The 22,758-nt window shown below is 50.6% G+C and carries 19 protein-coding genes; 13 read left to right on the top strand and 6 right to left on the bottom strand.

Annotated features, from left to right (window positions below; translation table 11 throughout):
• Positions 1 to 119 precede the first annotated feature (119 nt).
• Both CYPRO_RS10480 and CYPRO_RS10475 read right to left on the bottom strand, forming a co-directional pair.
• The gene (locus tag CYPRO_RS10480; protein ID WP_240644881.1) at positions 120 to 2,420 is read right to left on the bottom strand and encodes a TonB-dependent receptor domain-containing protein; all 2,301 of its coding nucleotides are present in this window, start codon (positions 2,418 to 2,420) and stop codon (positions 120 to 122) included.
• A gap of 314 nt (positions 2,421 to 2,734) precedes the next feature.
• Entirely contained in the window at positions 2,735 to 3,265 is a 531-nt protein-coding gene (locus CYPRO_RS10475; RefSeq protein ID WP_114984565.1) for a hypothetical protein, read from the bottom strand.
• A 273-nt stretch (positions 3,266 to 3,538) separates the two neighbouring features.
• On the opposite strand from CYPRO_RS10475, the gene CYPRO_RS10470 reads away from it, so the two are divergent.
• Positions 3,539 to 4,150 carry a hypothetical protein gene (locus CYPRO_RS10470; RefSeq protein ID WP_124245589.1) on the top strand — a complete coding sequence of 204 codons (612 nt, stop codon included), beginning with the start codon at positions 3,539 to 3,541 and terminating at the stop codon, positions 4,148 to 4,150.
• A gap of 264 nt (positions 4,151 to 4,414) precedes the next feature.
• On the opposite strand, the gene CYPRO_RS10465 is transcribed toward CYPRO_RS10470, so the two are convergent.
• Both CYPRO_RS10465 and CYPRO_RS10460 read right to left on the bottom strand, forming a co-directional pair.
• Positions 4,415 to 4,831, bottom strand: a complete 417-nt coding sequence (locus CYPRO_RS10465) for an acyl-CoA thioesterase (protein ID WP_114984563.1) — start codon at positions 4,829 to 4,831, stop codon at positions 4,415 to 4,417.
• 204 nt (positions 4,832 to 5,035) lie between these two features.
• Positions 5,036 to 6,409 (bottom strand): serine hydrolase, encoded by a 1,374-nt coding sequence (locus CYPRO_RS10460; RefSeq protein WP_114984562.1) that lies wholly within the window; start codon positions 6,407 to 6,409, stop codon positions 5,036 to 5,038.
• A gap of 324 nt (positions 6,410 to 6,733) precedes the next feature.
• Between CYPRO_RS10460 and CYPRO_RS10455 the strand changes: the two genes are divergently transcribed.
• From CYPRO_RS10455 to CYPRO_RS10405, 11 genes are all read left to right on the top strand, one after another.
• Entirely contained in the window at positions 6,734 to 7,111 is a 378-nt protein-coding gene (locus CYPRO_RS10455; protein ID WP_114984561.1) for an ankyrin repeat domain-containing protein, read from the top strand.
• A gap of 245 nt (positions 7,112 to 7,356) precedes the next feature.
• A complete protein-coding gene (locus tag CYPRO_RS10450; RefSeq protein ID WP_114984560.1) occupies positions 7,357 to 8,226 on the top strand; it encodes a carbon-nitrogen hydrolase in 870 nt (289 codons plus the stop codon).
• A gap of 39 nt (positions 8,227 to 8,265) precedes the next feature.
• Positions 8,266 to 9,360 (top strand): agmatine deiminase family protein, encoded by a 1,095-nt coding sequence (locus CYPRO_RS10445; protein WP_164682703.1) that lies wholly within the window; start codon positions 8,266 to 8,268, stop codon positions 9,358 to 9,360.
• 390 nt (positions 9,361 to 9,750) lie between these two features.
• The gene (gene gatB, locus CYPRO_RS10440; protein WP_114984558.1) at positions 9,751 to 11,208 is read left to right on the top strand and encodes an Asp-tRNA(Asn)/Glu-tRNA(Gln) amidotransferase subunit GatB; all 1,458 of its coding nucleotides are present in this window, start codon (positions 9,751 to 9,753) and stop codon (positions 11,206 to 11,208) included.
• A 51-nt stretch (positions 11,209 to 11,259) separates the two neighbouring features.
• On the top strand, positions 11,260 to 12,648 hold the full coding sequence (locus tag CYPRO_RS10435; protein WP_114984557.1) for a TlpA family protein disulfide reductase: 1,389 nt from the start codon (positions 11,260 to 11,262) through the stop codon (positions 12,646 to 12,648).
• An 18-nt stretch (positions 12,649 to 12,666) separates the two neighbouring features.
• Positions 12,667 to 13,449 carry a triose-phosphate isomerase gene (tpiA, locus tag CYPRO_RS10430; protein WP_114984556.1) on the top strand — a complete coding sequence of 261 codons (783 nt, stop codon included), beginning with the start codon at positions 12,667 to 12,669 and terminating at the stop codon, positions 13,447 to 13,449.
• On the top strand, positions 13,442 to 14,749 hold the full coding sequence (gene purD / locus CYPRO_RS10425) for a phosphoribosylamine--glycine ligase (RefSeq protein WP_240644733.1): 1,308 nt from the start codon (positions 13,442 to 13,444) through the stop codon (positions 14,747 to 14,749). Before tpiA ends, purD begins: the two co-directional genes overlap by 8 nt.
• 260 nt (positions 14,750 to 15,009) lie before the next feature.
• Positions 15,010 to 15,960 (top strand): NHL repeat-containing protein, encoded by a 951-nt coding sequence (locus CYPRO_RS10420; RefSeq protein WP_124245588.1) that lies wholly within the window; start codon positions 15,010 to 15,012, stop codon positions 15,958 to 15,960.
• 75 nt (positions 15,961 to 16,035) lie between these two features.
• Positions 16,036 to 16,245: a hypothetical protein gene (locus CYPRO_RS10415; RefSeq protein ID WP_114984554.1), complete on the top strand. Its 210-nt coding sequence runs from the start codon at positions 16,036 to 16,038 to the stop codon at positions 16,243 to 16,245.
• Between the two features lie 91 nt (positions 16,246 to 16,336).
• The gene (mutL, locus tag CYPRO_RS10410; protein ID WP_114984553.1) at positions 16,337 to 18,229 is read left to right on the top strand and encodes a DNA mismatch repair endonuclease MutL; all 1,893 of its coding nucleotides are present in this window, start codon (positions 16,337 to 16,339) and stop codon (positions 18,227 to 18,229) included.
• Between the two features lie 81 nt (positions 18,230 to 18,310).
• Entirely contained in the window at positions 18,311 to 18,685 is a 375-nt protein-coding gene (locus CYPRO_RS10405) for a hypothetical protein (protein ID WP_114984552.1), read from the top strand.
• Position 18,686: 1 nt separating this feature from the next.
• On the opposite strand, the gene CYPRO_RS10400 is transcribed toward CYPRO_RS10405, so the two are convergent.
• On the bottom strand, positions 18,687 to 19,733 hold the full coding sequence (locus CYPRO_RS10400; protein WP_114984551.1) for a metal-dependent hydrolase: 1,047 nt from the start codon (positions 19,731 to 19,733) through the stop codon (positions 18,687 to 18,689).
• 153 nt (positions 19,734 to 19,886) lie between these two features.
• On the opposite strand from CYPRO_RS10400, the gene CYPRO_RS10395 reads away from it, so the two are divergent.
• Positions 19,887 to 20,378 (top strand): YajQ family cyclic di-GMP-binding protein, encoded by a 492-nt coding sequence (locus tag CYPRO_RS10395; protein ID WP_114984550.1) that lies wholly within the window; start codon positions 19,887 to 19,889, stop codon positions 20,376 to 20,378.
• A 108-nt stretch (positions 20,379 to 20,486) separates the two neighbouring features.
• On the opposite strand, the gene CYPRO_RS10390 is transcribed toward CYPRO_RS10395, so the two are convergent.
• Complete coding sequence (locus CYPRO_RS10390) at positions 20,487 to 22,670, bottom strand: patatin-like phospholipase family protein (RefSeq protein ID WP_164682701.1); 2,184 nt, start codon at positions 22,668 to 22,670, stop codon at positions 20,487 to 20,489.
• Between the last annotated feature and the right edge of the window lie 88 nt (positions 22,671 to 22,758).

Below are 22,758 nucleotides of genomic sequence, written 5' to 3'. Positions count from 1 at the left end.
TTTTTTGGGAAGAAAATACAAAGCTCCGGGTCTGAGACAGGCCCGGAGCTTTGATTATTAGGTGAAGCTTACTTCTGATATAAACGGCAGCTTAGAGTAAGTGCTCCTACTTCATTTCATTAAAACCGCCAGCTGACTTCAACGAATACCCGTCGGCCCGGCTCGGGCAGCTTCATGGTGCCTTCGTTTATATCCGGACGTATGTTGCGGTTCAGGTGTTCGGAATAGGCTTCGTCAAACAGGTTGCGCACGCCTGCATTCAGGCTGAGATTCTGCAGCACGCGGGTTCGCACACTGATATCTGCGAGCCAGAACCCATCCGTTTTTTCTTCACCGAAACCGGCATCAAACCGATTCTGAGTCAGTACCCTGCGGATGTTTGCTTCGGGTATGAAGCGTCCGCTGAAAAGTCCGGTCAGCACAAGGCGGCTTTCAAAGGGCGGAATCTCGGCAACGGCGCTGCCATCATCCGTGAATTCCGCATAGGTGTAGGACGCACTCAGACGTGCAGAAGCCACAGAAGGCAATCGGTATTCGGCAGTAGCTTCGAAGCCCGCCGTAAAGACATCGTCCCGGTTCTGAAACTCAAGTACGCCCGGTGCGCTTGCCACCATCGGCTGCAGCTCTTCGTTGCGTACCCCGGCTATATAATTTTGCATGAGCGCGGTGAAGCCATTCAGCTGCAGGTTAAGTGCATCGTCGTTTGTGCGGGTACGGAAAACGAGATCAAGCTGATGGGTCGATTCCGGTTTCAGATTTGGATTTCCGGCAAACTCGAACGCGTTGCGTCCAACGGCCAGAAAGTTGATGAAGCGCTCGGTAACATCCGGCGACCGAACGCCCCGTCCTGCGTACAGGCTGATCCCCGTGTTGGTGCTCAACTCCCGGCTGATTCCGGCACTTAGACTCAGGTTGAAGTGCTCGCTCGAAGTATCCGTACCGGCAAACCGCGGGGCAAGATTTCGGGCTTCCGCAGTATTGTAATCCAGCCGGATGGCCGTTGAGATCGTCCAGGCATCCAAAAAATAATCCGCGCCCGCATAAAGGCCGCTGTTTTGGATGATGGCATCCTGCCACAAATTGTAGGTCATGCTGTTACCGGCATTGGGACCGGCCTTGAAATCTACGAAGCGGGTGCCATCAATTTGCTGATTGGTGTAGGAGGCGTTAGCGTTCCAGCGCAGGCTGCGGTACATCCCGATAGCTTCCCCCTGCACGCCCCATGTTTTGGTTTCGGCAAGAGCAACAGCGTCACGCATGTTGAAGGATTCACGATTGTGGTTGTTCATTTCGTGATCAACATAGCTGTAGTAAGCATCCGCGCGAAGGCTCCGCAGCCCGGGCACGTCCTGTGGATTCCATGCGTAACCGCCTTTTAGTTTAAAGGTGTCATCCATGGCCATATCCATCGGCAGGGCCGGGAAATCGGCGTTTCGCACATAGGACTGTGAGAATCCCGCCTGCAGCTGATGGCCTGTTGCAGGCCGGAAAAACAATTCGGCGCCAAAATCGCTGCTCTCAAATGAGGCCGGCACTTTCAGGCCGTCGCCGCCGGTGTAGTCGTCTGTTGCGGAAAAGCCGCCGCTAAGCATGAGGTCGTAGCGGGCGTTGCCGAGGTGCAGGCGCGCATCCGTTACGCGGTTGCCGGTATTGCTCTCAAGCGCAAGGCGAACATCCCCCTGAACCTGAAACTGTGGACTCACTTCAGGCTTGTGCCGGATGAAATCAACCGTTCCGCCAAAAGACGGGCCAAAACGCAGCGCATGCGGACCGTGGTGAATTTCGATTCGCTCAATGTCGCTCAACCGAATGTGGGAGGTGGGGGGATCCATGCGGTTCGGGCAGGCTGCAGCGCTTGAAGCAAGGCCATCAACGCGGATATTGAGCCGGCTGCCGCTGTTTCCGCGCACGACGGGATCGATACCGAATCCGCCCCTGCGTACACCGGAAACATTGTCGGCTTCGCGCAAAAAAGCGCCGGAGTCGATCGGTGTGAAACTCGCTTGCGTAATATCGAGGCCGTTTTTGGGCCTGCCGACCGTGTGGTGCGCTACTACGGAAACCGGACTCATGTTTACGCGCTTGGGCGTCAATAAAATTTCAGCGGGCAGTTCACTGATATGCGTGAATCGAAGGCTGAGCGGGTGAAAACCCAGGTGCGAAATCTGCAGCACCTGTTCAGAACCTTGTAGGCTGAGACGGAGCTCAAAACTTCCGTCCGCGCGGCTTACGGTGTGCATGCCGGGCACATCCTGAACCAGAATGTGGGCGCTGCCCAGAACATGCCCGGTTTCGGCACAGCGAACCACAGCCTGATAAGGCTGATCGCTTTCCTGACTATGGATACCGTGCGCAGCTGCGCTGGCATGAATGGTTGAAGTCTGACAAAACAGTAAGATTGGGGTGACAAAAAATGTCACCAATAAAACTGACAGAAATTTGTCAGTATGGGATTGATCAAAGGGTGTATAATAGTCTTCCATTATAAAATAAGTTGAATGTCTTTTGTGCAAGAGCTGACGCCTTTCGGATGGTCCGTGTTCTTAAGGCAGGACGTCAGTTCAATGAATCAGGCAGGCACATCATCGGTATGATTCCCGTATTTCAGGCAACACGGCAGTGCGCAGGACGCAGTTTGCCGATGGTGTTAAGTGCATTAAGTACACAGTAAACCCATTGCCGAAAACGGGACAGCTCAGAATTTCAAAAGAGCCTGTTCATGATGTGTGCGGACTCAGACAGTCGGCGGATGGAAGACTTCATCCGGGAAGGCGGGATGAGTACTTTGGGTAATGCTGGGCAGTTTATTCGGGCGTAGTTCTGGTTTCTGAAGAAGCATACCAACAGCGAGCGTTACCTTGTCAAGGGGCTTAATGGTGCCGGAGGTATCAGCCGGATCGTGATGACCGCAGCTGCAGAGTTGTGCGCCCTGTGCCGTGGCAAGTTTGGTTTCAGAAGTTTGGGAATCGTCTGGTTGAGAAGCGTCGGTACCGCTGCAGCAAAGTGCGTTTTCGCTGTCAGATCCTGAACTAAGCGTTGGCGCAATGAGCGGTATGCCGGCAGCATTCACCGGGACAGGGCTGTCAGCGTTTGAATCCGAAGTATGGGAGCATGCGCAACCCGAGCCGCAGGTGCAGAGAATATTGGTACAGCTGTTCCCTGTATAATGAGCGAACACAAACAGCCCGATCCTGTTCACTTCAGCTGCAGAAAACAGCATGGTAAAAATCAGGATGAGGGATGATATGGCTTTGATGGGATTCAATGAGAAAGGCTTGGTGCTCACTACGGGGCAGATAATAACTTGCGTCAATATATAAATCCAATATAAAAATTAGATTAATAAGGTGCTACAAATCCTGTCCATTCTGACGCGGGTCATCCTTCGCAGCGGGCATTTTGTTTCCTTTCAAATTATATTGTGATGAAGCTCAGGAGACCGCTCTCAAACCTTATTTTTACAGTCAGCACAGAATCCGGTTTTCACACGACACCTTTCCATTTTTACCTTCAAAAGAAAATCAAACCCCCAAAATCCATGACGCTCTCTGAATTTATCCGTGAATTTGACAAGCCGGAAGCCATTGTTTTGCTCGAGGGTAAGCGTAAGGTTGCTGAAGGGGATAAAGACAAACTGAAGGCTTTGGGCCGGCTGTTGACTTCCAAAACGAGGCACATGATTTTTAGAAGCGGCAACGCTCCGGGCTCTGATCAGTATTTTTCGGAAGGGGTGAGTGCGGTAAATGCCGCGCGGCTTCAGGTGATTACGCCCTATGATGGTCATCGAAAAAAGAGCAATCTCGCGCATGACACCTATTCGCTGGAAAGCATGAACATTACCGAAGAGCCGGAAGTGCTGTATCAGTCAAAGCGTAATACAAAGACCGAAAAGCTTATTGACAGGTATGCCGCCGGTGATATTAACCGGTTCACCATCAAAGCGGCCTACATCATACGGGATACGGTTAAGGCGATTGGTACACAGGGCATAAAACCGGCGAGTTGCGGTATTTTCTATGACGATTTAGAAAACCCCAAAACGGGCGGAACCGGTCATACGATGGATATATGCGAGGAAAACAATATTCCTGTGATCAATCAAACCGTCTGGTTTACCTGGCTCACCGATGAGGGCAGCACGGTGTTCTGAACTTTGTTAACCCGCATTATTCACATTGAAAAGGGTTTTATTACCTAAATGATAGTTTAAATTTAGCTTAGTGAAAAGCTGCGGTTACTCAAATTTGGGTGCGATAGAAGCGCTGTGCTCCGAGCGTAGTGATTCCCACGCTGCGAAATTTCCCCGCTGGCGGCGTTGAAGCTGAAAACTCATGCTCAGGGTACTTAGGTACCCTTCCGCTGAGTTTTCAGCTTCGCCTTGCCAGCAAGAAAATTTCTTGGTGAATAATGCGGTTTAACCAGGATAAAGCGTTTTGTAGGCGTCAATCACAAGCTGCGGAGGACGAACCGGGCGCCCGTTCTGCATGAAAACGGATGAAATTTTCCCGGTCGTTGTGACGGCGCCGTCACTGACCCGTTCAATCTTCTGATGGAAAATGAATCGCACCCCTTTTTGCTCGGCTGCGACCTTCACCCGAAAACGCTCGCCTGACCGGAGCGGCTTTTTGTAGTCAATTTCAACGCGGTGAACGACCCAATCAAATCCGGCTTCATGCAGGCCAACAAAGCTAAGGCTGATTTTCCGCAACAGCTCATGACGTGCATGCTCAAAGTAGTGCTGATAATTAGCATTGTTTACAATCCCCTGTGCGTCGAGTTCATAGTCGCGCACATCTAACTCAATTTCAAAAGGATAAATCATATCTCGCATAGCATTTAAGACTGGTTAACAGTGTTAATCTTTGGATAAGATACGTAATCATCCACAAAGCCGCATGAGCTGAAAACCAATAGTGCGTTAGTTTTGGCTGAATTTTTCTTGCTGAAGGCGGTCAGCCTGCGGTCAGTGTCTCTTACATGCTGAACCGAATATTGCCCCGGATGTACTCATCATTAATTGCTGACGAGCTGTAAGTTAGGGCACCCTTCTCCCTTCGAGTACCATCCCGCTCTGATACAGTTTAAGCCGGTCCGCTATGCCGGTTTCCGCATTGTAGATAAACTCAATCTGAACATCGAGCTGTCGCAGAAAGAACTTCGTTGGTGATTCAGGAAAAAGTTCTACTTCAGGCTGACCGGTGCCCTGTGCAAACAGCCGGCTTTCGCTGTTGCGGATCTGAATTGAAAAACCCGGATTGATCTCAAATCTTCCGCTGAAGCGCTCCAATTCTTCATCCTGAAGGCGGATGGGCTCGCGCACAACAGGCATATCGAAAGACCTGCCAAACACAATGGAAACAATATCCCGCATAATGGGCCCGACATTCGCGGCTTCATAATTCGAAAGAATGACGACAGTCAGGCTGTCAACCGGAAAATGCAGCCAATTAGACGCAAAACCGTTGATACCGCCCGCGTGTCCGATACTTGGCCGGCTAAGCACCGGTCCGGTTGCAAAGCCGTGCGCATAGTTGCCGCTCTGCGGGTCAAGAAGTGTCCGTCGCCAGTGCTCACTCAGAAAAGCTTCATCATACATGCGCTCCGTAAAGTCAATCATAGCCGATCCGGTAGCCATCAGCCCCCCGGCACCGAGCGGCAGCGACATGTGGATGAAGCGGCTCTCTTCAAACGTGCTGAGATCGGTGTAACCGGTAACAAGCCGGTCAATTGCTGAGTCGGGGCGCTCATACATCATGTTTTCAATCTCCAGCTCTTCCGCAATAAAGGCGTCGATGGCGTCCATGAACGGGAGACCAGTTTCCAGCGCCATGATTTTGGATAGTAGGATGTATCCGGAATTCGAATAGCTAAACGTGCTGCCGGGCTCCGACTCAAGGGGCAGGTCAGCAAAGCGCTGTATAATTTCATCGATGGAGGCGGGCAGGTGCAGGGTTTCGGGGAAATCAGGCAGCGCAGTGTAGTTGCGAATGCCGGAGGTATGGGCCAGAAGGTGGGAAAGGGTGATGTCTTCCCACTGATCTTGCTCCGGAAACCACGCTGAAATGAAGCTGCCCGGGTTTAGGGTTCCATCCTGAAACCGTCGTCCGAACCAGCTTGCTACGACAGGTTTGGTGAGCGATCCGATTCGGAAAAGGTCGCCTTCCTGAAAGGGCTGCAGGCGGGAAAAATAACGGTAGCCTGTCCGCCATGTCGCCGTCTGATCGTGCAGCTTAAGCTTTACTTCCCCGGAAAAAGTACCGTTGGCCTGATGGGCCTTCAGATAGTCCTGAATGGTCTGCTTAATGTCTTCGTCAAACTGCTGCGCCGCGGCAGGCAAACCCGCGAATGACACCAAAACTGTCACCAAAAAGGCGCAGTAGTTTACTCTAAGCCATGATTGAAAACGCATATACAAAAAAATGCGGGATTAAAAGTGCTTACCTGTCTATTCAAAAAAGCGGAAAAAGGGGCCGCGATCAGGTATCATTATTATATCAGTACATAACATGCGTTCAGAAAGTACTGATTTCACGGCAGATGCAGGATCATCTGTAACACCGATTTCAGCTAATCGATGTTTGATATTAGGATATCATGCCAATGTAATAGTTAAGCGGTTCAGAATCAAACATCTAAGAAAAATAAAGTGATTGATTATTCGTGCTGAAAGTGCTAAAATCGGACTAACAACCTTCACTAAAATGATTCACAATTCCTAAACGGAGAACCGATTATGGGGAATGATAAATTTCTTGATGCGGCGGAAAACGGCGACTTTGATTCTTTAAAGGCTCTGCTTGAAGCGGGAGCCGATGCCAACACACAGGATGAACATCAGCGGAACGCCGCTTATAAAGCCGCGAAGCATGGTCACCTTAACGTATTGAAATTATTGAAAGAACACGATGCTGATTTGGATCAGCTCGACAACCGAAATACAAATGGCCTGTATTGGGCGGCCATGAACGGACATAAAGATGTTGTGTTATTCCTGCTTGAAAATGGTGCTTCCTTAGATATTACCGATGACCGCGGCTGGTCCATTATGGATCATGTTGATAGCGCAGGGAATAAGGAAATGCACGAATTGCTTGTCAGTCATCAGGCTTAAACCAAATAAAAATTTATTCTTCTGTAAAGATTCCGGCTGCTTCCTTTAGTTGTATTTATGCAGCCATCCGCAGCTGTGGTCTTTGTCAGGCTGCGTAAAGCAACACCCCAAAAATAACGCTTATTAATCCCGCCCGGACGGTTCTTCTGTCCGGGCTTTTCTATATCTTTGGCAGCCCGATGGTTTTGACTGCTGACTGTCGGAAATCATACTATTAATCAGGTAAAAAAATCAGCGCGCGTACTATGAAAGCTTCAGACAAGGTTGTGCTGGGCCTTATTCAAACATCTTCGGAGCAACATCATCAGCCCAATGTAGACAAAACCTTTGCGCATATCCGTGAAGCGGCTTCACGCGGTGCACAAATTATTTGCACACAGGAGCTGTATACCTCCGACTATTTTTGTCAGAATCACGACGAAGCGCACTTTGATCTTGCGGTGGAAATTCCTGGTGAATTAACGACTGAAACAGCCAAGCTTGCTGAATCGCTTGGCGTTGTGATTATTTCATCCATCTTTGAGAAGCGCGCCCCGGGTGTTTATCACAATACAGCGACCGTACATGATGCGGACGGAAGCCTGCTTGGTATATACCGGAAAATGCACATTCCGGAAGATCCCGGCTTTCACGAGAAATTTTACTTCACGCCCGGCGATACTGGTTTTAAAGCCTTCGATACCCGCTTTGGACGCATTGGCGTGCTGATATGCTGGGATCAGTGGTTTCCTGAAGCTGCCCGGCTGACAGCTATGCAGGGCGCAGAGATTCTGTTTTACCCCACAGCTATTGGCGTGCTGCCTGAAGAGCCCGAGACCCTTAAGCGTGAGTTTATGGACGCCTGGGAAATCATGCACCGGAGTCATGCCGTCGCGAACGGCTGCTATGTGGCGGCAATCAACCGGGTTGGGCAGGAAGGAGACATCCGCTTTTGGGGTGACAGCTTCGTGTCAGGTCCGTTCGGACAAATTCTGGCACAGGCCGGGGAGACCCCCGAAATTCTGATTGCGGAATGCGATCTCAGCCTCATCGAAAAACAGCGGCGCACCTGGCCCTTCCTTCGTGACCGCCGAATTGACGCCTATCAGGGTTTGCTAAAGCGACACGGCCGCTGAATGCAAACCAATATTTTTAATGCCCCAAATTCATCCTTCATGACCTTAAACACTCCTGCTGCCCTCGGCTTCCGCATGCCCGCCGAATGGGAAACACACAGCGCAAGTCTGCTGAGCTGGCCCTGTAACCGTGAAACCTGGCCCGGTGAGCGTCTCGATCGGGTTGAGACCGTATACACGCAGATTATACAAGAGCTTACAAAGCGGGAACATCTTCACCTGATCGTGAATAACGATGCAACGTTTGAACGCGCAGCAAACTGTCTGGGATCCCTGATTAAAGACACCAAACGCTTAACCGTGCACAAAACCACAAGCAACGATGTATGGGCCCGGGATTTTGGTCCGATTTTCGTGCGGAATCAGATGAGCGGCTTGAATGCAATCACGGATTGGGAGTACAATGCATGGGGCGGAAAATATCCGCCCTATGACCGTGATAATGCGGTGCCAGGCTGGTTTAGCGCAAAATACGGTATTCAGCGGTTCAAGCCGGGTATTGTGCTGGAAGGCGGCTCTATCGAAACCAACGGTGCGGGCGTGATGCTTACCACCGAATCGGTGCTGCTTAATCCGAACCGGAATCCGCACCTTAGTAAATCCGAGATCGAACAGTATCTGAAAGACTGGCTCGGACAGGAAAAGGTGATTTGGCTCAAAAATGGTCTTGCTGGCGATGACACCGACGGGCACATTGACGACCTCAGCCGTTTTCTCAATCCCAGCACCATCATGACGATGGTAACGGAAGACAAGGATGATGTGAACTACGAAACCTTGCAGGAGAACTACGAACTGCTCCGTTCAGCGACGGATCAGCACGGGGAGCCTTTTGAAATTGTGACGGTTCCAATGCCGGAAACACGGGTTGCAGAAACGACCGTTGACGGGTCGGAGCACGTGCCCGCGAGCTACGCTAATTTTTACTTTGTAAACGGAGCCGTACTGCTGCCGGTCTATGATCCGCGCTATGATGATGAAGTAATCAGCCTGTTTAAAAAACATCTGCCCGGTCATGAGATTGTACCGATTCCCTGCGCCGATCTGGTCTGGGGGCAGGGCAGTATCCATTGTATAAGTCAGCAACTCTACGGGTTGTCACATAAATATGACACCTTTGTGTTTGGGTGTTAATTCTGCCTCAGGCTGCCATCAAGTCGTGAGAGAAAAAAAGCAAGGGACTTGTCTTAGGTTTAGGCGCTACCGATCTACTCCGTAAGCCTTGATGTTCACGGAGTTTACCCAAACAGAAAAAAGGTATGCTGGAAAAAAGCTGCGTAAGGGTCGGAAGCTTTCATGACAATTTTACCATTATTTTCCCATCAGCCATAATGTTGGGTAATTGACGGGGATTACCTGCCGTTGTGCCCGGGACAGAAGGACAGTTGCTTTCGATAAATAGGGTACTTTTTTGTAACTTGTAAGCTTGTATTAAACACAAATGCTGTTCATCTCTGCAGATGAGCGGCTGACGCAAAGCCCGTTTTAGCGGGCAGGACCGAATCTTTTTGTTTAGCTCATTTTATGACTGCAACTCTCCCGCAGGATACCGAATTTGAAACCGTAATCGGACTTGAAGTTCACGCACAGCTGCTGACGCAAAGCAAGGCTTTTGCCCCCGTAAAGGCAGGTTTTGGCAGCGAACCTAACACCAATATTTCTCCGCTTTGTCTCGGTCATCCCGGTACGCTGCCGGTACTGAATGAGAACCTGGTGCGGTTTATCGTGAAAATGGGTCTGGCAACCAGCTGTACCATTGCCCCGAAGTCCATTTTTGCCCGTAAAAATTATTTTTATCCGGATCTTCCCAAGGGCTATCAGATTTCGCAGTACGAGAATCCGATTTGTCAGAACGGCTGGATTGAGATCGAGGATGAAGCCGGAAACACCCGCAAAATCGGCATTACGCGCATTCACATGGAAGAAGATGCGGGCAAATCCATTCACGATCAGGACCCGCATAATACGCTCGTTGACCTCAACCGTGCCGGTACGCCCTTGATGGAAATTGTGTCGGAGCCTGAGATTTACTCCCCGGCTGAAGCCTGGGCGTATCTGACGCAAATCCGGCAGATTGTGCGCTATTTGGGTATATGCGACGGAAATATGGAAGAAGGAAGTCTGCGGTGCGATGCGAACGTGTCGATTCGACCCAAAGGTCAGCGGGCGTTCGGAACCCGAACCGAAATCAAGAACCTGAACTCGTTCCGGAATGTGGAGCGCGCCATTGCGTATGAGGTCGAAAGGCAGAAACAGCTGGTTCTGAGCGGGGGGGAAGTGGTGCAGCAAACCCTTCTGTGGGATCCCAACCGCATGGAAACGCGTCAGCTGCGTTCTAAGGAAGAAGCGCACGATTACCGCTATTTTCCGGATCCGGATCTGCCGCCGGTGGTTGTGAGCGACGCGATGCGGGAAGAAATCCGCGCTGAATTGCCCGAGCTTCCGCGGCAGAAAAGTCAGCGCTTCATGCAGGAAATGGAGCTCCCGGCTTACGATGCGCGATTGCTGACTGAAGAGCGCGCGTTTGCCGATTTTTTTGAAGCGGTTTGTGAAGCCGGTGCGAAACCCAAGCTTGCGGCCAACCTTTTGCTTTCGGAAGTGAAACGGGTACTCAATGAGCAAAATCTTGATATTGCCGCTTTCCCGGTAGATGCTGCACGTCTCGCAGGTTTGCTTCAGCTTCGTGCAGACAATAAAATCAATTCATCCGCCTTGCAGACCATCTTCAATGAAATGCTCAGTAAGTCCGGTGATGCGGAAGAGATTGCGAAAACGCTTAATCTGATTCAGGTTTCGGATAACAGCTTTCTGGAGCCGGTAGTAGATGAAGTCATCCGCAAAAACCCCGAAGAAGCGGAGCGCTACCGTGCTGGGGCAAAGAAGCTTATGGGCTTTTTTGTCGGTGCGGTGATGAAGCAAACCAAAGGCAAAGCCAACCCGCAGCTGGTTACACAATTGGTAAGAGAAAAGCTCGGAGCGTGAGTTCACCTTAATAACTGAAGCATTTTCAACTATTCATTCTCACTAACTTACATGCACGTTACTACAATATCCATTAATTCCCGCCTCATTCAGGGCCTGTTTTTCGCAGCGCTCTTGCTGTTTTCACCCGCTCTCCTTCTGGCGCAGGGCAGTGCCGGTAGTATGCGGGCCAATATTTCGGGTACCATTACAGTGGACCGTACCCTTGATCCGACGGGTGATTACTCCGGTATCGGGATCGCCATCATTAATTTCGACCCGGCAGCCGGTGGACTGGACACGCTTTTTTATGCGCTAACGGATCGTAGCGGCGCTTTTTCCGGAACAGCCCGCTTCAGTGAGCGGGATGAATACGTGATCTCAGTCACCCGGAACGAGCGGCTCATTTCCACCTCAACCATCGTACTTGCCAATGGCGATCATACAACCATTAGCGCTGAGATTCCTGGTTTTACCGAAAGCTTCCGCGCCCGCTCCCGTGAAAACAATGCGGTGCATGATTACCGCAGGGTAGAGCGGAACTTCAACCGGGTCGTTGATTTCATCAGTTCGGGCCTTGCTGAAGTCACGCAGGATACCATCCCGGTTTTGCTTCAAACTTGGAGCGATCTGTTCTGGTCTGTTAAAGATTTACATCCCGGTGCCCTTGCCGCTGAAACCGCAACTCTTCGCTCTATCGAAATCCTGCAGGGATGGGATGATGAACTTGTCCTTAGCAGGGCAAGACAGGGTATTAGCGAGCTTAACCTGTTTAAGTCCGACCGCGCTATCATTGCTTCCGATGCGCTTATCCGTCTGCAGGGCATGGAACCTGCGCTCGCATTTGTAGATTCAGTGATGACCCTTCAGATGCGCGAAGAAGACCGCATTTTACTTGAAATGCGCAAAATTGAAATTCTTGCGCAGTTTAACGAAAACGAGCCCGCGCTTGAAATGCTGCGCGATTTTCGTGAGCGCTTCAGTGATGACACAACCCTCGTGCAATGGGCGGATTTTTACCTCTACGATATCCAAAATCTCGCACCCGGCATGGAATTGCCCTCATTCGAGCTGTTGCTTCAGGATGAGCGTCGGGTGACCAATGCCGACTTTCATGGTCGCTATCTCTTGCTTGAAATTGCTAATCTGGCCTCGCAGCGCTATCAGGGCGAGCATGCGCTGATGCGTTTTCTGCATGATGAAATGCGTCAACAGGTGCAGTTTCTTACCCTTCCTACCAATGAAAGCCCCATTACCATTCAGGCTTTTTATGAAGAGCGGCAAACCGCCTGGCCTGTTGCCAAAGCAAGGCAGGTACACGAAGCTGACCTGATGCGCCGCCTGAATATTATCGTTCAACCCACCCGGATTCTCGTCGCTCCAGACGGCACTATCGTGAGAAAATATTCCGGTACGGAGATTTCAATTATTGAAAACGATCTCCGTCAATTATTAAACTAAAAACCCAAAGGATTCAACATGAGACCTTTTTTGATTGCAGGTAACTGGAAAATGCACATGAATGCGGATGAGACCCGCGCATTTTTTAAAACGTTTGAAGGCATGATCAGCGCGGCACCTGCCGGCGTGAACATGCTCCTGTGCCCGACCTTCACATCCCTTAATGCTGCGGTTGATGCTTCCTCCAAAATCAGCGGTATGCACATTGGTGCGCAGAACCTTCACTTTGAAGACAAGGGCGCGTTTACAGGCGAAATCACCGCAGAGATGATTAAAGAAACCGGCGCAAGCCACGTCATTATCGGTCACTCGGAGCGCCGCCAATACTACAATGAAACGGACGAAACCGTAAATAAGAAAGCGGTTAAATCCCTCAGTGCCGGGCTCACCCCGGTTGTGTGTGTGGGTGAATATCTCGAAGAGCGCAAAAAAGATGCGCATTTCGATGTCGTCAAAAATCAGCTTGCTGCCGCTTATGCCGGTATTTCTGCGGAAGACGCTGTGAAAACCGTGCTGGCCTACGAACCGGTTTGGGCTATCGGCACAGGTGAAACCGCAAGTCCGGAACAGGCACAGGAAATGCACGCTTTTATCCGCGCTGAGTTTACCTTGCTCTATGACGCGGATGTTGCTGCCCAAATCCCCGTGCTTTACGGCGGAAGCATGAATGCTGCCAATGCCGAAGAGCTGTTATCTCAGGAAGATGTGGACGGTGGTCTGATCGGCGGAGCAAGTCTTAAGCCGGACAGTTTCCATCAGATCGTAACTTTTGCCGGTGAAATCTACGCCAAGCATGGCTGATTCCAACCCGGGTAAGATCAATGTTTTACTGATTGGAAGCGGAGGGCGGGAACATGCGCTGGCATGGGCCCTCCGTAAATCAGACCGTACCGGGCAGCTCTTTATTGCACCCGGAAATCCGGGCACTGCCCGCTGCGGAACCAATGTTCCGCTCGATACCTCCAATCAAGAAGCCGTACTTGCTTTTATTGAAGACCATCAGATCGGTCTCACGGTCGTCGGACCTGAACAGCCGCTGGTTGAAGGCATTGCTGATTTTCTCAGCGCAAACGGGAAACTTGTTTTTGGACCTTCGCAGGCGGCAGCCCGTCTGGAAGGCAGCAAAAGTTTCGCCAAGGACATCATGAAAAAGTACGGTGTGCCAACCGGCGACTATCTGGTTTTTGAAGGGCACGAAGCTGATGCCGCCCGGGCACACATCACCCAAAACAACAGCTGGCCGATGGTGCTCAAGGCCGATGGTCTTGCCGCAGGGAAAGGCGTATTCATTCCGCAAAATCTCGAAGAAGCGCTTTGGTCTCTTGATGCGCTGGTTACGGATGATCTCTATGGCAAATCCGGCACCCGGCTGGTGATTGAAGAGTACCTGACGGGGGAGGAAGTTTCGGTTTTCGCCATTTGTGACGGAAAAAATGCACGCATACTTATGCATGCGCAGGATCACAAGCGCATTGGCGACGGTGATACCGGACTGAATACCGGCGGCATGGGCGCATATGCTCCAACCCGTTTGCTTGATGATGCCGGTCTCGCAGCGGTACAGGAGAAGATTGTTGAACCCATGCTGCACGGCATGGCCGCGGAAGGCGCACCTTATGTGGGTGTGTTGTATTGCGGACTGATGATAACCCCCGACGGTCCTAAGGTCATAGAATTTAATTGCCGTTTTGGTGATCCGGAGTGTCAGGTTATCATGCCCGCGCTGCAGTCGGATTTTACAGACTTGTTGCTTGCTGCCTGCGAGGGACGTCTTGATACCTATGTGCCTGACATCGACATGCAGCAATGGTACACCTGCCTTGTGCTGGCTTCAGGTGGCTATCCCGGAAGCTATGAAAAGGGTAAGGTCATCACCGGCATACCAACCGAATCGGAACAGGTTCAGGTTTTTCATGCCGGAACCAAAACTGACGCGGAAGGCCGGCTGGTAACCAACGGCGGACGCGTGCTCAATGTCGTTGCCAAAGGCGAAACCCTTCAGGATTCGATCCGGCTGGCGTATGATGCCGCAAGCCTGATTTCGTTCGAGGGACTCTACAAACGCACCGATATCGGGGCTAAAGGACTCGCGAAGTTCTGAACCGCAGGGCAGCTCGGTTTTTTTTGATGAAAGGCGATTGGGAAATTATAATTACCCGGTGATAATTAAGACTCCTTCACTGGTGATACATTATCCTGAACTTCTATATGAAGCTTCCATGATTTCTGGTCAGTTGTTTCGGAGAGCTTTGATCATTAATTCACCCCGTGAATACGGTTGATTTACGTTACGTAATGCTTTGCCAAAGCCAAAAATACGGGATAAGGCCTGTCAGGAATTGCGCCATGTTTTTAAGTAGGATGATGCGTTCCATTGCTCTATCGGTCATACTGCCGGTACTTATGCTGGTTTTTATGGGATGTGCTTCCGCTACGCCGAACACGGATCAGCTTGCTTCGCTTACGAATGGTGAAAGTCAAGGTGTGGAGGAATCTCATCATCCGGCGTATCAGGGACAGCCTTGGGATGTTCTCGCGGAAGGCCTGCGCGGGGCCTACGCTATGGACATGGTGCCGGGGCAAAACCGGATTTTCATCATCGAACAGGGGCGTCATCGCTTGCTCGTACTCGATTTACAGGGCCGGCGGGTCGATTCCCTTGGTGTCCGGGGACGCAGCAATTATCGTTTTGATCGCCCGTCAGCTATAGACGCGACCAACGGACTGCAGCTGTATATCGCAGACCGAAACAACGCCCGCATTCAGCTGTTCGACCGACGGCTAAGCTATCTCAGCACCATTACGCCGGATTCCGACCGTGCGGGCAGCAATGATTTCTTCAGACCTGGTGCGGTTGCCGTAACGGCTTTCGGGGATGTGTTTGCCGCGGATTCCGACGCTGGTGCGTTGCTACGGTTTGACCAAAACGGCCGGCTTCAGCAGCGTACAGATCTGCGGGATACGGAGCTTATGCTGCCCTTACGGGATTTGCTGGTGCATGACGAAAGCCTGTTTGTACTTGAGTCCGGTAGAGGGCTTGTGCATGAACTTGGTTCGCAGGGCAGCTGGCGGCGGTTTATATCCGGCACAGAAGGCAGCCGTGCCATGGCGGCCGATCAGGGCGGACTTTGGGTGGCCAACGAAACCGAGCTCGTACGTTTCAGCTGGCAGGGCCGCGAATTATTGCGGGCCCCGCACTTGCTGGAGGAAGCACCAGTCGCACTGGGTATTCACGAAAACATGCTGTACCTACTCACCGCAAGCAAGCTCTTTCGCATAAACAGCGCGGGATGGACAAGCGACGGATTGTAGCTGCGGAAATGATATCCGGCTTAATTTCATTATATTCGGCATAAGAAAAACTTACCATCGGAAAGACTATTTTTTATGCTTGGACCCCTTATAGGAAGACGCAAAGCACACAAGCGGTTTGAGTACAAACCCCGCTACTACGACGAAAAAAAAGACCGTGCAAAGAAAGTCGGGCATCAGATCCGTTTTGAAAGTAAATCGAGCCGCGGGCAGGTTCGCTCTGTATTGCTGTATGCAGCCTTGCTGTTTGGTTTATTCTTTATATTTCTTCAATTGGGCGGCTGATGGCCTTCTGTATCACCCAACGAATCCTGTTAATTAAACATCCGAAAGATCTTCGTCATCCTTAAAAGCTCACATCCTTCAAAACCTTCTTTTGAGTACTTCAGCAGATAGCGTTATACATCTTCTCCCTTCCGAACTCGCGAATAAAATTGCCGCTGGTGAAGTTGTGGAGCGTCCGGCTTCTGTGGTAAAGGAGCTTCTCGACAATGCGATCGACTCCGGTGCAGACCGCATTAGCGTGCTGATTCAACAGTCTGGGCGCAGCATGATTCAGATTACGGACAATGGCTGCGGCATGTCCAAAGAAGATCTTGGCATGTGTTTTCAGCGGCACGCAACATCCAAAATCAGCAGCACCGATGATTTATACAATATTCACACCCTTGGCTTTCGCGGGGAGGCCATGGCTTCCATTGCTTCCGTTGCTCACGTATCCATAAAAACGCGGCGGATTCAGGATGAAACCGGCTGGGAGCAGGAAGCAAGAGGCGGCAAGCTGAGTGAAGCTGTGCCCGCTCCGGGTGAACCCGGAACAACCGTTACGGTTCGCAATCTGTTTTTTAACGTGCCCGCGCGCAGGGCCTTTCTCAAAACCGACGCCACTGAGCTGCGGCACATCATTATCGCTGTGCAGCAGGCAGCGCTAGCCCATCCAGAAATCGCGTTTACCTTTTCGGATGAAAAAGAGACCATCTACCGGCTTCAGACGTCATCCTTAGCGGATCGTATTGCGGGTATTTTTGGAAAACCCTACCGGGCAAGCTTGCTGGCTGTTGAAGAATCAACAAGCCTGTTTCGGCTGAAAGGATATCTGATTGATCCCAAAATGGCTAAGAAAAACAGGGGCGAGCAGTTCCTGTTTGTCAACGGCCGACCTTTTATGCACCGTCACCTGAACTACATCATACAGCGGGTGTATGCAAACTGGATAGGCCGTGATTTGTATCCCTTTTATGCGCTGTACTACGAACTCGAGCCGGGCAAAATAGATGTCAATGTTCATCCATCGAAACTGGAAATTAAGTTTGAAGACGAGCGCAGTGTTGCGGCATTTACCAAATCCATCATTACGCGCAGCCTTAACGAGCGGTTTAATGTGCCGGACGATGTTTTTGACAACCCATCTGACGCACCTGTGAAAAGCCCGTTTTCCTTCGGTCAGGGTTTTGGGGGAGGCGCAGGCGCAGGTTCAGGGAGTTCAGAAGGCGGGGGATGGCGGTCATCCGGAACTTTTGGCGGTGGGTCCGACAGAAGAGGATTTACGACAGGTGGTTTTGACGGGAAACAAATGATGGAAAAGCTCTATCCTTCCGGGGTTGGGGGATCCGCCGAAGATGGCAGGAATGGTGATGATACGCAACAGAACGGAACCAATCCGGCCGCATTAAAAACTGCGCCGCCTTCGGGAAACGTGTACGATAAACACCGGGGCTACTGGCAGCTGCACGATCAGTATATCATTTCACAGACGCGTTCGGGGATGTTTATCATTGATCAGTACTATGCGCACATCCGCATTATCTTTGAGCGGGCAACAAGCAGTGCCGAAGCTGGTCTGCCGAGTACGCAGCAGTTGTTATTTCCGCAAATCATTGATTTTTCAGCTTCTGATTTTGCCCTGTTACGGGATGTGCTTCCAACCCTGCGTAAAATCGGATTCAATATTCAGCTTCTGAGCGGCAATTCCGCGCAGGTGCTCGGGGTTCCGGCCGAGCTTACCAAAATGGATGAAAAGCCGATCATTGAAAGCATTCTGCGCGATTTTCAGGGGATGGGTAACACAAGCGGACTCGACCCGAAAGAAAAGCTGTTGTTTGCTTATGCTTCCAAAGCCGCCATTCCGCGGGGCAGAAGACTGGGTTTTATGGAGATGGAAGCCCTTATTGATCAGCTTTTTGCGTGCAGCAATCCGTTCTTTGATCCCATGAATCGCCCGACTACGATCTTTATCCCTTTGGAAGACATACACAAGCGTTTCCGCTAAGAAAAAAGAGTATCGCTGAATGTATCTTTAAGGATGATAGTTTAAAATTGGAGTAATTTTCAGAAAACTCCGGGTCTGTTAATGGTAAGCTACGCAGTTATTGAATTTGGCCTTTTATTTGTTGCGCTCCTTTTGAGCTGGCTTCATGTAAACTGGCTCAAAAGAAAAAAGAAAGGCGCAAGTGTTGAGGAAATGCTCAACAGCATGTTCAATCACGAATGGAATGGCACCGACGAAGATGAAATCTACGCATGGTACCGCGTCCGATTCAAAGTCCTGCAGCTTGACCCGGAAGGCAGCCGCCGCAGGCAAAAGCTTGAACGTATCGAAGCAAATATCCGCCGGCTTAGTACACGATCCATGCGCTCTTCTGCCTACGTAACCCAAAAAGGGAATCTTGAAAAAGCCGGTGATGATGACGATTCAGGGCTTGGTGTACCGGTCCCGACGGATTGACTTATTTGCTGCCTGCATTGGCGTCCTGAATCCGCTGCCACAACAGCCTGAAAGATTCAGATTCACGTCCGCGCTCAACCCGCAGCCGTACCCGTTCTACCAGAAAATCCGATTCGTCTTCCATGCGTGTCATCTGATATGAAAAAGCATAGGGGGAGGCTACATCATCCGAAAATTCAGCCACACGGCCAAAGCGCAGGTCATTGAACAGGAAACCGGATTCTGTTTCTTCCACCTGATAAAATCCTTCACTAACCCATCTTAAGCGCTGTACGGATCGGAAGCTGTGATAGGCGGCAATTTTGTCATGATGTCCTTCAACTTCTTCAAAAACAATATCCCGCTGCCCGTCAACGACGGAAAAATATCCCACAACATAGCGGTCTTCTCCTTCAAGCTGTGCAATGCCGCGCCATAGCAGGTTGTTGAACAGGGTCGGTTTGATATCAGTTTGCGTAACTTCGTATCCCTGTGAAGCATAGGCCGCGTGAAAAGCCCGCTCCACCTGTGTTTTATTGATTACGGTGAATGTGAGGTAAGCCGTAGCCAGAAAAATTGCCACGCTACTGATACGTCTGCGCAAAGGATGATTGCGTTTCGCGAATATCAGCCAGGGAACCGTCAGCAGGAGAGGGAGGGTGAAAAGCGGATCAACGACGGAGATGGTGCTCAGGGCAATGGCGTCGGGTATAAAGGGGAGGTAGAGCTGCGTGCCGTAGGAGGTGAAACTGTCAAGCAGGGTGTGTGTGAGCTGTGCGAGAAAAACGAGCAGGGTCCACTGCCGCCAGTTGACGTCGCCGTTGCGGTGAATGCGGCTAATGAGCCAGCCGTAAAGCGGGGAAGTCAGCAGGATGAACATCAGGCTGTGCGTGAGGCCCCGATGAAAAATGAGCTTGTCGAGGTCGCTCATAAAGGCACCTACAAGTACATCCAGGTCGGGTGCAGTTGCTGCCGCGGCGCCCCAAAACAGGGCTTTCTTTCCGGCATGTTTGCCCAAAACCGATTCGCCAATGGCAGCGCCGAGCAGTATATGTGTGAGGGAGTCCATAAAAGGTATTTCTGATTGAGTAGGGGTTAGAGGACTACAGCGGGATTAAGCTTGCAGCGGAACCTTAACCCAAAAATGATTATTTTCAGCCTGTAAAAAACGGGGAGATTCGTGCGAAAAATCATCCCATAAAAATAAACCAAATATTACGCTATGCCATCATTCGACGCAGTAAATGAAATTGACCTTCAGGAAGTGGACAATGCCATCAACAACACCATGAAGGAAATCAGAACCCGCTACGATTTCCGGGATTCAAAAGCGGAAGTGTCGTTTAACCGGAAAACAAAGCTTATCACGGTAGATGTAGAAGATAACATGAAGCTGAAGGCGGTGCGGGAAATGCTGGTGTCTAATTTCATCAAGCGCAAGCTGAGCCCGAAAAGCATGGAGTTTAAGGACGAAGAAGGTACTTCGCATGGCGGAATCCGCCAAATGGTTGTGCTCCGCGAGGGTATTGATAAAGAGAATGCCAAGAAAATTGTGAAGCGGGTTAAAGACAGCAAAATCAAGGTGCAGGCAGCCATCCATGATGGCAAAGTACGGGTAACCGGTAAGAAAATTGACGATCTGCAGGAAGTGATGAATCTCATTCGCAGTGCCGACCTTGAGCTTCCCATACAGTTTAACAATATGAAGAGCTGATAAACCGCAGGCCACAGTCCTGCATTTTGCTTCGGACGAGTCATACAGACCGCTTGCCTTGCATGATGCGGCCTTACAAAGCTGAGCTTGTTTTTTTTAAGCCGGGCTTTAAAACGGAATGCCGACGGAGTACATGATCATGATCGGATTCCGCTGACTTCCCATAATTGCCGCCTGAATCGGCGCGATGCGGGTATCGAAACCAAAGCCAACCCCCCAGCCAATGCGCAGTGGGGTACGGCTGAAGTTAAATTCATCAAGCCGCTCGGTGCTGCCCATACTTGAGCGGAAAGACGCATAGTAGCCGGGCAAAAACTCATACCGGATGCCGGCCTGCAGGATGCGGATGTTGTTTGAATTGATTTCATCTATCCGAAAGCCCGGATAGTCCGGATATCCGCCGAAGCGGAACCGCCAGTGCTGCGGCAGTTCTGAACGGGTAGAAGTGCCGAGCCGGGCGCCGGTCAGGAATACAAGCTCGTCGTTCAGCTCAAAATATCCCTGCCAGGAGGCCGAGGCCTGAAAAAAGTTTACGGCAGTATTCAGGATATCAACCGATTGGGAAGCTTCAAGATTCAGCAAATGACCTTTTTGGGTGAAATTAACCCGGTTGGTTGAATCGTAATCGAAGCGGGCAATCAGCTGACTGATGCTTGTAGAAGCAAACGGGAAAACGACTTCTCCGACCCTTGTGCTGATATTGAAAAATTCCTGTCTCAGACCGACCGAAACCATCGCCCGATTATCCATGTGCGGCACAAACATGCCTTCCAGAAAAACGGCATTGGTGTTAAAAGTTGATGTTCGTACGCCTTCGCTGTTGAATTCATCAATCACGTGCAGACTGTAGTTGGCGCGCAGCGCGAGGGCGTTGTTGTACTCACTGCGCAGGTAGTTGAAAAAGCGTAAATCAAGCGAGGGTTCTTCGCCCAATTTGAAGTTGATGCGCGTAACAGAGCTCGCGTAAAACAGGTTTCGGAAGGTCGTATTTAATAGTAAGGAAGCGCGCCGGTAGTTGTCATAGTAAAAGCCAAAGCGGAACATATCCTGCACACGTTCAACGGCAACAAGCTCCAAAACGAAGGCTTCATCATGATTCTCATAATCAGAATCAGGAATGAGGCGGTAAGTAATGCTACTGAAAAACTGGGAACCGTACACATTTTCAATACCCAGCTGAATGTCGTCTTTACTCAGTATATTGCCGTTTTGGAGCATAAATCTTCCCATGGTATTGACTTCAGAGGCAGATTCAATACCGGTAATTCTGATATCTGAGATATAGTAGCGCATGGGTTCTTCTATCATGCGTGGCACGGAGGTTGGTCTTCCCCGGGCTTCGTTAATCTGATCGGCAAGCTCCTGAAGTTCGTCAATTTGCGAGCGGGCGAGTGCTTTGCCCAGTTCAATCAGGGCTTCCGCTTCATCAAAATCAAGAACGCCGTAGTCGTCGGTTATATCGCTGTCTTCAAAGTTCAGATCAGCCAGCGTTTGGGAGTGCCGGATACTGTTGACAATCTGAAAAGAAACCGTCTGATCCATGATATCGATGATGTTGAAGAGTTCATCGGCAGATTTGAGCGGATCGCTTACGTTAACAGCCAATACAATATCAGCGCCAAGCTCCAGGACTTCTTCAACCGGAAGGTTGCGTACAACCCCGCCATCGACTAAAATGCGGTCGTCAATGGTTTTGGGCATAAAAATGGTCGGTATTGAAATACTCGCACGAATCGCTTCTGCTGGAAATCCTTCGGAGAGCACAACCGGCTCGCCGGTTTCAAGGTCGGTAGCAACACAAACAAAGGGAATAGGAAATTCAAGAAAGTTCTGTGGCCCGGGGTAGCGCCAGGTGAGCTGATTGAGAAGGAGCCCTATCCGATGCCCTGCAACAACACCGGATGGCAGGGAGATCGAACGACCGATGATGGGCAGGGAAACAAGGTAGAGGCTGTCCCATTCTTTTTCTTCCATCGGGATATGCCGTCTTCTTATGGCGTCGCTGAAAAGGTCGTCCCAGTTGAGGCTTGTGGCCAGCTCCTGCAGCTGTTCAGACGTATAGCCCATCGCATAAAGGCCGCCTACAAGCGCACCCATGCTTGTGCCTGAAATGTAATCTATGGGCATTCCGATTTCTTCCAGAACTTTGATAAAGCCGAGATGCGCAAAACCCTTAGCTCCGCCGCCACTAAGCGCGAGCCCGATACGGGTATCGGCCGTTATTTCGGTCTCATCAAGCGATTCAGGAGACGCACCTATTTCTATATGGCCGGAAGCTGATGTTGCAGGCAAAAAAAGGAAAAAGAAAAATAGTACCCAAATAAATGCCGCGTAAAAGCGGAAATAGATCATGAGATGCGCCTTTGCTGTAGTGTAAAAG

The organism is Cyclonatronum proteinivorum (assembly GCF_003353065.1).
Lineage (GTDB): Bacteria > Bacteroidota > Rhodothermia > Balneolales > Cyclonatronaceae > Cyclonatronum > Cyclonatronum proteinivorum.
The sequence above is the reverse complement of the archived record's forward strand: the minus strand, read 5'-3'. Positions and strand labels throughout refer to the sequence as shown.

Bases quoted from the DNA above. Each gene is read 5' to 3' on its own strand.
- CYPRO_RS10420 (WP_124245588.1), top strand. From the start codon at position 15,010: ATGATGCGTTCCATTGCTCTATCGGTCATACTGCCGGTACTTATGCTG.
- gatB (WP_114984558.1), top strand. From the start codon at position 9,751: ATGACTGCAACTCTCCCGCAGGATACCGAATTTGAAACCGTAATCGGA.
- CYPRO_RS10465 (WP_114984563.1), bottom strand. From the start codon at position 4,831: ATGCGAGATATGATTTATCCTTTTGAAATTGAGTTAGATGTGCGCGAC.
- CYPRO_RS10455 (WP_114984561.1), top strand. From the start codon at position 6,734: ATGGGGAATGATAAATTTCTTGATGCGGCGGAAAACGGCGACTTTGAT.
- CYPRO_RS10470 (WP_124245589.1), top strand. From the start codon at position 3,539: ATGACGCTCTCTGAATTTATCCGTGAATTTGACAAGCCGGAAGCCATT.
- CYPRO_RS10460 (WP_114984562.1), bottom strand. From the start codon at position 6,409: ATGCGTTTTCAATCATGGCTTAGAGTAAACTACTGCGCCTTTTTGGTG.
- CYPRO_RS10415 (WP_114984554.1), top strand. From the start codon at position 16,036: ATGCTTGGACCCCTTATAGGAAGACGCAAAGCACACAAGCGGTTTGAG.
- CYPRO_RS10400 (WP_114984551.1), bottom strand. From the start codon at position 19,733: ATGGACTCCCTCACACATATACTGCTCGGCGCTGCCATTGGCGAATCG.
- CYPRO_RS10445 (WP_164682703.1), top strand. From the start codon at position 8,266: ATGACCTTAAACACTCCTGCTGCCCTCGGCTTCCGCATGCCCGCCGAA.
- tpiA (WP_114984556.1), top strand. From the start codon at position 12,667: ATGAGACCTTTTTTGATTGCAGGTAACTGGAAAATGCACATGAATGCG.
- CYPRO_RS10405 (WP_114984552.1), top strand. From the start codon at position 18,311: ATGGTAAGCTACGCAGTTATTGAATTTGGCCTTTTATTTGTTGCGCTC.
- CYPRO_RS10395 (WP_114984550.1), top strand. From the start codon at position 19,887: ATGCCATCATTCGACGCAGTAAATGAAATTGACCTTCAGGAAGTGGAC.
- CYPRO_RS10450 (WP_114984560.1), top strand. From the start codon at position 7,357: ATGAAAGCTTCAGACAAGGTTGTGCTGGGCCTTATTCAAACATCTTCG.
- CYPRO_RS10435 (WP_114984557.1), top strand. From the start codon at position 11,260: ATGCACGTTACTACAATATCCATTAATTCCCGCCTCATTCAGGGCCTG.
- purD (WP_240644733.1), top strand. From the start codon at position 13,442: ATGGCTGATTCCAACCCGGGTAAGATCAATGTTTTACTGATTGGAAGC.